We start from the raw sequence: 9,206 nt of genomic DNA on the forward strand, positions 1-9,206 counted from the left end.
ACAGCTTCTGCTGGTTGCCGCCGGAAAGATTGCCGGTCAACTGATAGACGCTGGAAGCGCGGATATTGGTCTTCTTGCGATAGTCGTTGGCAACGGCGAGCTCGCGCATGTCGTCGATCACGCTGTGGCGGGCCACGCCGCCGAGATTGGCCAGCGTGATGTTGTGCTTGATGTGGTCGATGAGGTTGAGCCCGTAGGTCTTGCGATCCTCGGTGACGTAGGCGATGCCGTGTTGGACCGCCTTGCTTACCGAGGACACATCGATCGGCTTGTCCTTGAGCAGCACCTCGCCTGTGATGCGGCGGCCGTAGGAGCGGCCGAACAGGCTCATGGCGAATTCGGTGCGGCCGGCGCCCATCAGCCCGGCAATGCCCACCACTTCGCCCTTGCGCACATTGATGTCGATACCCTTGATCACCTGCCGCTCGGCATGGAGCGGGTGATAGACCGACCAGTTCTTCACCTCGAACACGATCTCGCCGATATCAGGCTCGCGCGGCGGATAGCGGTCGTCGAGGGAACGACCGACCATCGAGGTGATGATGCGGTCTTCGGAGATGTCCTTCTTGGCCAGCGTCTCGATGGTGCGCCCGTCACGGATCACCGTCACCTTGTCGGCGACCCGGTTGATCTCGTTGAGCTTGTGCGAGATCAGGATCGAGGTCATGCCTTGCCGCTTGAATTCGAGCAGCAGGTCAAGCAGCGCCTGGCTGTCCTTTTCGCTGAGCGATGCCGTCGGCTCGTCGAGGATCAGGAGCTTGACCTCCTTGCTCAGCGCCTTGGCGATCTCGACCAGCTGCTGCTTGCCAACGCCGATATTGGTGATCAGCGTCTTGGGGTCCTCTTTGAGGCCCACCTTCTTCAACAGCGCACTGGTGCGCTCCTCGTTGGCGTCCCAGTCGATGACGCCGAATTTCGCGTGCTCGTTGCCGAGGAAGATGTTTTCGGCGATCGACAGCATCGGCACCAGCGCTAGCTCCTGGTGGATGATGACGATACCCTTGTGTTCGCTGTCCTGGATGCCCTTGAACTGGCATTCCTGGCCTTGGAAGATGATCTGGCCGTCATAGGTGCCGGAGGGATAGACGCCCGACAGCACCTTCATCAGCGTCGACTTGCCGGCGCCGTTTTCGCCGACCACGGCGTGGATCTCGCCTTCCTCGACGCTGAGGTTGACGTTCGACAGCGCCTTCACGCCGGGAAACGTCTTGGTGATGTCGCGCATCTCCAAAATCGTCGGGGCCATGGGGACTACCGCTCCTTGAGAGCTCGGCAAACATTGCCGGCGAGGTCGGTGACAATACCGGGCTCGCTGGTGAACGAAAAGGGGCCCTGCGTTGCGCAGGACCCCCTGACTTTGTAACCGGGATTACTTCAGTTCGTCGGCCTTGATGTAGCCGGAGTCGACGACCAGCGCCTGGTAGTTCGACTTGTCGACTTCATGCGGCGTCAACAGGATCGAGGGAACGACCTTGACGTCGTTGTTGTAGGTCTTTTCATCGAGGCCGTCCGGCTTGCCGCCCGAGAGCACCTTGTCGACGAGCTGGACGGTGGCCTTGGCCAGTTCGCGGGTGTCCTTGAACACGGTCGAGTACTGCTCGCCCGAGATGATCAGCTTGACCGAAGCGGTCTCGGCGTCCTGACCGGTCACGATTGGCCAAGGCTGAGCCTCGGTGCCGTAGCCGACGGCGCGCAGCGAGGCGGTGATGCCGCGCGACAGGCCGTCATAGGGCGAAAGAACGCCATCGACGCGGCTGCCATCCGAATAGTTGGCCGACAGCAGATTGTCCATGCGTGCCTGGGCGGTGGCGGCGAGCCAACGCAGCGTGCCGACCTTGTCCATGCCGGTCTGGCCGGACTTGATCTTGATCGAGCCGTCGTCGATCAGCGGCTGCAGGACGGAAATGGCGCCATTGTAGAAGAAGAAGGCGTTGTTGTCGTCGGGCGAGCCGCCGAACAGTTCGACGTTCCACGGCTTGGTGTTCGGGAAGCGTTCCTTGAGGCCCTTGACCAGCGAATTCGCCTGGATCACGCCGACGCCGAAATTGTCGAAGGTGGTGTAGTAGTCGACATTGGCGGTCTTCTTGATCAGGCGGTCATAGGCGACGACGACGACGCCCGCGTCAGCGGCCTTCTGCAGAGCATCCGACAGGGTGGTGCCGTCGATCGAAGCGATGATCAGCGCCTTCGGGCCTTTGGTGATTTCGTTTTCCAGCTGGCTGAGCTGGTTGGGGATGTCGTCCTGTGCGTATTGCAGGTCGACGGTGTAGCCGAGAGCCTCGAGCTGGGACTTGACGGCATCGCCGTCATTGATCCAGCGCTGCGAGGTCTTGGTCGGCATCAGCACGCCGACGAGACCCTTGTCGGCTGCGTGCGCCGAGTAGGTCATGGCAGCGATGCCAAGGGCCGCGACGGCGGCCAGTGTCTTGATGATTTTCACTTTAACTCTCCCTGTTTGATGGACGCGGCACCCCGGGGGTCGCGGGCCGCGCAATCGTGCAGAAGCGCCAAGGCACCGCTGCCGTCATATCGATCTCCGGTATCCTCCCATGGCCCCGAGACGCTGATTCAATCGATACGATTTTTCTCGTCGGCGACCGTCACGTCTTGGAACGCGCGGAGGGTGTGGGTCTTTGCCATAACTGTCAAATGCGATCTTTGATGGTTGCTATATCATGGTTGGTATATGTATTGCGACGTGACGGGCTGACCCCGATGTCGGTCGTACACGAGCAGAAGGCAGGGAAAGCGATGGCGCGGCCAGCGAATCCGACAACAGCTTCAGACGGTTACAGAGAAGCACCGGGCGATGGCGAAACCCTGCTGCGCAGCGGTCTCAGTCTGCGTCATATGCGCATGATCGTCGCGCTCGACGACCATGGCCGCGTCAGCGCGGCAGCCCAGGTTCTGAACATTTCGCAGCCGGCGGCCTCGCGCATGATCGCGGAGATGGAGGCGGTGCTGGAGGTCAGGCTGTGCGAGAGGCTGCCGCGCGGCATCACCTTGACGCCATACGGCAAGGCTTTGGCCAGGCGCGCGCGCTCGATCCTGCTGGAGATGCGCGAGGTCGACCGCGAGATTTCCGAGCTCAAGGCGGGCAAGGGTGGTTCGGTTTTCCTGGGTGCCGTGACCGCGCCGGCAATCGAGCTGGCGGTGCCGGCAATTCGTGAAATCCGCCGCATCTATCCGCGCATCGAGATCACCATGCAGGTCGAGACCTCCAATGTGCTGGCACGCGAGCTGATCGCCACGCGCCATGACTTCATCATCGCGCGCATCCCGGACGATCTCAATCCGCGGCTGTTCGAGTCGCGCGTCATCGGCGTCGAGAAGGCCTGCCTGATCGTGCGCCGTGGCCACCCGCTCACCAGGGGCAGCGTGGTGCGGCTGGAAGACACCGCCGCCTATGACTGGGTCTTCCAGTCTGGCGGCTCGCCCTTGCGCCAGGCCATGGAGAGCAACTTCCTCAACCGCAACATCGCTTTGCCGGACCGTATCCTGAACACCAGTTCGCTGCTCCTGACCCTGGTCATGGTCGCGCAATCCGATGCCATCGCACCGGTCTCTGTCCAGGTGGCGAAATTCATCCAGAACCCTGACGGGCTGGCCGGCGCCATCGACGTCGTCCAGACCGAATTCGACATCGAGGTCAGGCCCTACAGCCTGATCACGGTGAGGAATCGCGCGCTGTCGCCGGCCGCCAAGATGCTGCACGACTTCATTCTGAGGGAAGTGGGATGATGGCTGGATCAGGTAAGCTTCTCCGGCGAAAGCGCCGCCAGGCCGAGGCCAGCGAAAGCGCACTGGGAACATTATTTCCCGCCGATGCGTTCATGATCTTGCAAGGGACGATTTCTTCTGGAGGCTGAACATGCGCAGCTTCGAAATCATCGACCTGCTTTGCGTGATCGAGGCCTGCAAGCACGATCGATCGGTCGGCAATTTCGTGTCCATGGCTGAAGGCGTGGAAGAATTGCGGGTGTTGACCGGCGATTTCGTTTCATCGGATGACGCGGCGGCAAACGCCCTCGCAACGGTGGCGCTGGCGAGAGGCTGCTCGGTTGTGTTCGACGAACAGGCAGGCGCTGAAATGGTTCTGACGCCTTAGGCTGGAGCGGGTAGAGGGAATCGAACCCTCGCGTTCAGCTTGGGAAGCTGACAAGCTACCATTACATCATACCCGCGTTTGGCCTCGTTACCATGAGGGTTGGCCTTCGGGCAATCGCAAAGCGGTCCGTTTCGGCACGACGCCGTCGTGCTGCGGATCAGGGCGCGCCTGCGGCCGTGAATTGCCGGTTTGCCTTCGCGACCTTGTCGCTGGTGGCGAAACTTGGCCAGTATTTCGAGATGGCCAGCGTCGCGCCGGCGGAAGAGAAGTGGCCATAGTCGAAGTAGAGAAATTCATTGGTCTTGGCGTCGGCGTATGAACAACCGGCCGAGTCGCACAGATACGTCAGCGGATCTATGAAATCAGCCCCTTTGGTGAACGGCAGAACCCGTGCGTTGATGCCCGGATCCATAGCCATAGGCCAGGATGTGGTTGCGGCATGCTCCCGCTTCACGAAAAAAGCGATCTTCTGGACGTCGGCGATGAATTCCGGAGACTGGCCGACTGTATAGATCTTGACCCCCATCTCGCGAAGCCGGTCGATCGTCTTCTGCAGGCCGTCGAAGCCCCTGGCCTGGTAGTCGGTCCATCGGCCGCTCAGGATCACCGCCTGGATGTTTGCGTCGCGAATGATCGACAAGGCCCGTTCGTTGAAGCGGGTGCAGGCGGGCCGAGCATAGGAAAAATAGGTCAGGTCGGGCGGACAGCCGGCATAGGTGTATTGGATGACATTGGCCTGGATTTTCTGGGCGTTGGGCTCAAGTCCCGATACATAATGGGCAGCGAAAGAATCGCCCCACAGCAGCACATTGGTGGCAAAGCCCGTTGTACGGGTGCAGTCGGCGAGATTCCAGTCTTCGATGCGGGTCCCGTTTTCGTTGAAGCAGATGCCGTTGCGCCAGTCGCCGACCCGGATACGTTCGGTCGAGAAGTCCGGGAACCGTTGCGGGAAACCGTTGCCCAGTGCACCGGCCAAACCACCGGCGCACAGCAGCGCGATGGCCGTCGCCGAAAAGGCGAAGATAGGCAGCGGTGCGGTATAGGCTCGTTTCTGGCGGAAGGGCTGCTCGATATATTTCCAGGAGAATGCCGCCAGGGCGAAACTGGCCACCGTCATCGCGACAATCGTTGGCACACCGACGGTCTTCAGCGAGAGATAATGGACGAACGAGTTGATCGGCCAGTGGACGAGGTAAAGCGAATAGGAAATGAGGCCGACCCAGACCAGCGGCGCCAACCGAAGCACGCGAGTGGCGACAGGTGCCGGCCTGTCGGCGTTATCCTGGCCAGCATAGATCAGCAGTGCTGTTCCGATGCAGGGGAATAGGGCATTGTAGCCGGGAAACGGATCGCTGTCCGAAATCATCACAAAGCCAAACGCAATCAGGGCAAAGCCGGCGAGGCCGATCAGTTCCACCGCCAGCCGACCGGCTGGGACCGGAGGCTTCCGCAACATCAGCATGGCGCCCAGCGCCAGCTCCCATATGCGCGTCGGCAAGAGATAGAAGCCTGCCGTCGGTGCCAGCGAGGTTGCTATGACTGCCAGGGCAAAGCTGCCGACGGCCATCGGCAGAAGTACCGTCAGCCAGCGCTTCGAGACGTATCGGTGGATCAGATAAAGCAGGATCGGCGCGAAGATATAATACTGCTCTTCCACCGAAAGCGACCATGTGTGCAGGAGCGGCCGCAGTTCTGCGTCGATTGAGAAATAGTTCGTCGTTTTCCAGAAATAGATATTCGACCAGAAGGTCGAGGCGGCGATCACGCTAAGGCTGAATTCGTGGAGATCCGAAGGCAGAAGGATGAACCAGGCGGCAATGCTCGCGAGCAGGATGACGAAGGTCAGCGCCGGCAGGATACGCCGGGCGCGGCGCCAGTAGAAGCGGCCGATCGAGAACTGGCCCCGCTCAAGATCATCGAGCAGGCTGCCGCTGATCAGATAGCCCGATATGACGAAGAAGATGTCGACACCGGTGAAGCCGCCGGGAATGGCGGACACGCCGAAATGGAAGAGCACGACGGGCAGCACCGCAACGGCCCGCAGGCCGTCGATGTCGCGCCGGTAGTTCATCCGGCCGGCTCGCGCGCGACCAACATGATCCGTGCGGCCGCACCCGACACGCTCATGCGGCGATGCCTTCGGTCGTGCTGAAAATCCCGGCTCGTCGGTCTCACAGGCTTACCCTCAGGCAGCAATTTTGCTGCGCTGCAACATGGGTGTCAAGGCATATATTGGCTGTCGCGAAATCCGCCAGGAACGCACAGGATCAGGCGCCGGGCAGATAGATTACCGCGTAATCGTCCGAGTAGGCCCGTTTCCAGCCCAACTGGTCGAAGAAGGGAATGCGGCTGTCGTCGGCCGACAGCAGCGCCCAATCTATTGCGTATTTCTTCAGGCGGGCTTCGAGGAGCGGCTTGCCGTCGCCGCGTCCGGTGTCGTTGTCGCTCTTTGTGAAACCGCCCAGGAACAGCTGGTCCGTCCGTCCGTCGATATAGGTCTTGAACCCATGGAAAATCAGCGTGCCGCCGAAATTGTAGGAATTCAGCAAATTGCCGGATAGATGATGGCTTTGCGCGAATGCCAGCGCCCCACTGGCCGACGTCTTCGGGCTCGGCGCAACCTGATAGGTGCTGCCGAGCACGGCGACCCCGCCGATCAGCAGAACGGCTGCCGTGCCGCAGATGGCGTAGAACCGCCTGGCGAAGAATCTTTCCAGTCCGTCGCGCTTTTCGGCCAGCCATGCGGTGGCTGAAAGCGAGGGATATTGCTGTGCGACCTCGGCCGCCATCACCAGCGGAATCAGCAGGAAGAACAGATACATGAAGCGCACATGGGCGAGATAGACATGCAAGGTGAAGACGACGAACAAGGCCTTGGCCCAGCCAATTCGCAATCGGGACACCGGCAACCCGAAAAGCGCCAGCAGCATCGCCGCTTCCTGGACGGGACTGTCCGGCGGATTGAACGGTTTCCATTCCATGATCAGCGACACTGCCTCATTGCCGTAAGCCACGGCGAGCGTCGCCAGGATGGCCTGGACGCCGTAGGGGTGGATCAGGCTGACCAGCGGGCAAAGCAGGCCGAACGCGATCCACTTCGCCAGCAGGGCCGGTTTTGACAGGCCCGAGCGCGCCAGCAGATCGAGACCGGCGAAAGCCGCGATGACGAAGCTCAAGGTGAAGGTGGCGTGCAGGTTCGCCCATAACACGACCAGCACAAGCAGCCACCAGGGCGGCGCCCGTTCTTCCCTCGCCGCACCGAAGAGGACCGCCGTCCAGATGACGATGATCGGGAAGGTGAAGACATGCGGACGCGCCGTGAAGATCGGGTTGATCAGGAACACCGCCGCGAAGGCCAGTGTAATCGCCAGGATCGGTTTCAGCCATGCGCTGAGAAACCACCCCATGAGGAAAACCGTCAGGGAGATCGAGGCGATGATCGCGGTGACGACCCCGTTCCAGCCGCCCGCCCGGTAGGCAAGAGCCAGCAGGACCTGTCCCAGCCATTCCTTGGCAATCCAGGGCTGGCCTGCAAACGTGTAGGAATAGGGATCGACGGTCGGAAATGTCCGGTTAGTCAGGAAATCCAGACCGACCTTCACTTGCCACCAGCTGTCGGGATCCTGCAGGGTGGCGCCTGCCTGGGCACCCAACGCACCCGCCATCGCCAAGGCCGCGAGCAGGCAGAAGATCAGCCTGTTCCGCTCGTTGTATGTCGCGGCCTCCGCACTGGCCTGAGCGTCGTTCATGGTGCGCCGCCTCTAATCGGTTCCGGTGACAATTGGGTTCAAGGTGTTGGATTGGCGGGCTGCCGCCGAGGCTTGTCGGCCACCCGAACTGTGCGGTCGGTGCTGTCGTCCCCACGCCCCACAAACACGAAGCGAGCCGAGCCAAGATAGAAAACAACCGAATAGACGCAGATGCCCGCGAGGTGGACCAGCGGGTTTTCGACGATGCCTGCTGAACGGGCGGCGATCACGACGGCCAGATTGATGCTGTAGGCGACCAGAAAGACACCCCCGTAGCGCAGCGCGGTCCCGGGCTGGAAGCCATCGGCTCTGCTGAAGGTCCATTGGCGGTTGAGGAAGAATCCGAGGACAAGGCCGGCGGCATAGCCCGTGGCGTTGGCAAGGATGTCGCCCAGACCAAGCGCAAGCCCGGCCAGGATGACCGCGTATCCCAGCGCCGTGTTCAACAGACCGACGGCGCCAAATCGCAGCATCCTCGGGAAGTCAAACGGCAGGCTTGACCACATGCGCAAAATATTGGGCTCCGACAGGTACCTTGGTGAGGAAGCGCTCGAACGGCCTCAGTCTCGCAAGCATCCGAGGAAAGAAGATCCGGTAGACGATCCTCGTATTGGCAAGGCCCGCCTCGGCCATGCGCCCGCGCATCTCGCGCGAATTTATCAAAACCGCGTTTTCGTCGAAGGCACAGTTTCTCACCGCGTGCGTGGTCAGCGGGTTCCAGGGATTGTGTTCGAAGACGAAGAAGCTGCCGCCATCGGCCAGGACCCTGCCGATCTCGGCGAACAGCCCGATCTGCAGATTCTCGGGGATATGGTGGAAGACGCAGGCCGCGAAGGCCAGGTCGAAGCTGCCGTCGGCAAAAGGAATTGTCTTGCCGTCGAAATGCGTGAAGGCGGCCTGATCGGGAAAGCGCTTGCTGGCGATGTCGAGCGATTCACGCGAAGGATCGAGCAAGGTGATCTCGGCGCCGGGAAACGCGCTCCGCATATGGCCGAGCGAATTGCCGACGCCGGCGCCGAAATCCAGTATCCGTCGCGGTTCGACACCAGCCCGCCGCAGCGTCGCGGCGACGTCGTCGATCTTGTACCTGGCGAAGAAATCCGGGTTTTCGCCGCTCAGCCTTATGCTTGCGGCATGCTGCTCCTGATATTCCCGCGCAAACTGGTCGAATTCCGCCTCAAGCACGTGCGGCCCTCTTTGCCATCTCCTGCAGGCGATGGACCGGCAATTCGCCGTCCTCCACCGCCTGGCTGCGCGAAACGATCTCGTTGACGAAGTAGAGCGGCCGCCGCTTTGTCTCCATGTACATGCGCCCGAGATACTCGCCGAAGATTCCGAGCACCATAAGC

General features: G+C 61.2%; 8 protein-coding genes, 1 tRNA gene and 1 pseudogene. 2 read left to right on the forward strand and 8 right to left on the reverse strand.

All coding sequences use genetic code 11. The features are described 5' to 3' along the window. Both EN914_RS13525 and chvE read right to left on the reverse strand, forming a co-directional pair. Nucleotides 1–1,246: ATP-binding cassette domain-containing protein (locus tag EN914_RS13525; RefSeq protein ID WP_127389120.1), on the reverse strand; the 1,246-nt coding region annotated here is incomplete at its 3' end. 123 nt (nt 1,247–1,369) lie between these two features. Beyond that, entirely contained in the window at nt 1,370–2,440 is a 1,071-nt protein-coding gene (gene chvE / locus EN914_RS13530) for a multiple monosaccharide ABC transporter substrate-binding protein (RefSeq protein ID WP_024503154.1), read from the reverse strand. A 311-nt stretch (nt 2,441–2,751) separates the two neighbouring features. Here chvE and EN914_RS13535 point away from each other — a divergent pair, with 311 nt between their 5' ends. Both EN914_RS13535 and EN914_RS13540 read left to right on the forward strand, forming a co-directional pair. After that, nucleotides 2,752–3,741, forward strand: a complete 990-nt coding sequence (locus EN914_RS13535) for a LysR family transcriptional regulator (protein WP_013533631.1) — start codon at nt 2,752–2,754, stop codon at nt 3,739–3,741. 130 nt (nt 3,742–3,871) lie between these two features. Continuing rightward, nucleotides 3,872–4,108: a hypothetical protein gene (locus EN914_RS13540; RefSeq protein WP_024503153.1), complete on the forward strand. Its 237-nt coding sequence runs from the start codon at nt 3,872–3,874 to the stop codon at nt 4,106–4,108. A 2-nt stretch (nt 4,109–4,110) separates the two neighbouring features. Here the strand turns inward: EN914_RS13540 and EN914_RS13545 are convergent. From EN914_RS13545 to EN914_RS39965, 6 genes and pseudogenes are all read right to left on the reverse strand, one after another. Beyond that, nucleotides 4,111–4,184, reverse strand: a tRNA-Gly gene (locus EN914_RS13545). A gap of 81 nt (nt 4,185–4,265) precedes the next feature. Next, a complete protein-coding gene (locus tag EN914_RS13550) occupies nt 4,266–6,179 on the reverse strand; it encodes an acyltransferase family protein (protein WP_024503152.1) in 1,914 nt (637 codons plus the stop codon). A gap of 196 nt (nt 6,180–6,375) precedes the next feature. Next, nucleotides 6,376–7,857, reverse strand: coding sequence for a hypothetical protein (locus EN914_RS13555; protein ID WP_024503151.1), 1,482 nt, complete (start codon nt 7,855–7,857; stop codon nt 6,376–6,378). Nucleotides 7,858–7,895: 38 nt separating this feature from the next. Then, nucleotides 7,896–8,330 (reverse strand): GtrA family protein, encoded by a 435-nt coding sequence (locus EN914_RS13560; RefSeq protein ID WP_245492110.1) that lies wholly within the window; start codon nt 8,328–8,330, stop codon nt 7,896–7,898. 10 nt (nt 8,331–8,340) lie between these two features. Then, the gene (locus EN914_RS13565; RefSeq protein ID WP_024503149.1) at nt 8,341–9,042 is read right to left on the reverse strand and encodes a class I SAM-dependent methyltransferase; all 702 of its coding nucleotides are present in this window, start codon (nt 9,040–9,042) and stop codon (nt 8,341–8,343) included. Beyond that, nucleotides 9,035–9,206 (reverse strand): annotated as a pseudogene (locus EN914_RS39965) (glycosyltransferase); the annotation flags it as partial. The pseudogene EN914_RS39965 and the gene EN914_RS13565, both read right to left, overlap by 8 nt.

Source organism: Mesorhizobium sp. M7A.F.Ca.CA.001.08.2.1 (assembly GCF_003998455.1).
Classification (GTDB): Bacteria; Pseudomonadota; Alphaproteobacteria; order Rhizobiales; family Rhizobiaceae; genus Mesorhizobium; species Mesorhizobium ciceri.

Excerpts from the sequence above, each read along its gene's own strand:
- EN914_RS13535 (WP_013533631.1), top strand. The coding sequence starts at position 2,752 with ATGGCGCGGCCAGCGAATCCGACAACAGCTTCAGACGGTTACAGAGAA.
- EN914_RS13550 (WP_024503152.1), bottom strand. The coding sequence starts at position 6,179 with ATGAACTACCGGCGCGACATCGACGGCCTGCGGGCCGTTGCGGTGCTG.
- EN914_RS13555 (WP_024503151.1), bottom strand. The coding sequence starts at position 7,857 with ATGAACGACGCTCAGGCCAGTGCGGAGGCCGCGACATACAACGAGCGG.
- EN914_RS13540 (WP_024503153.1), top strand. The coding sequence starts at position 3,872 with ATGCGCAGCTTCGAAATCATCGACCTGCTTTGCGTGATCGAGGCCTGC.
- EN914_RS13560 (WP_245492110.1), bottom strand. The coding sequence starts at position 8,330 with ATGCTGCGATTTGGCGCCGTCGGTCTGTTGAACACGGCGCTGGGATAC.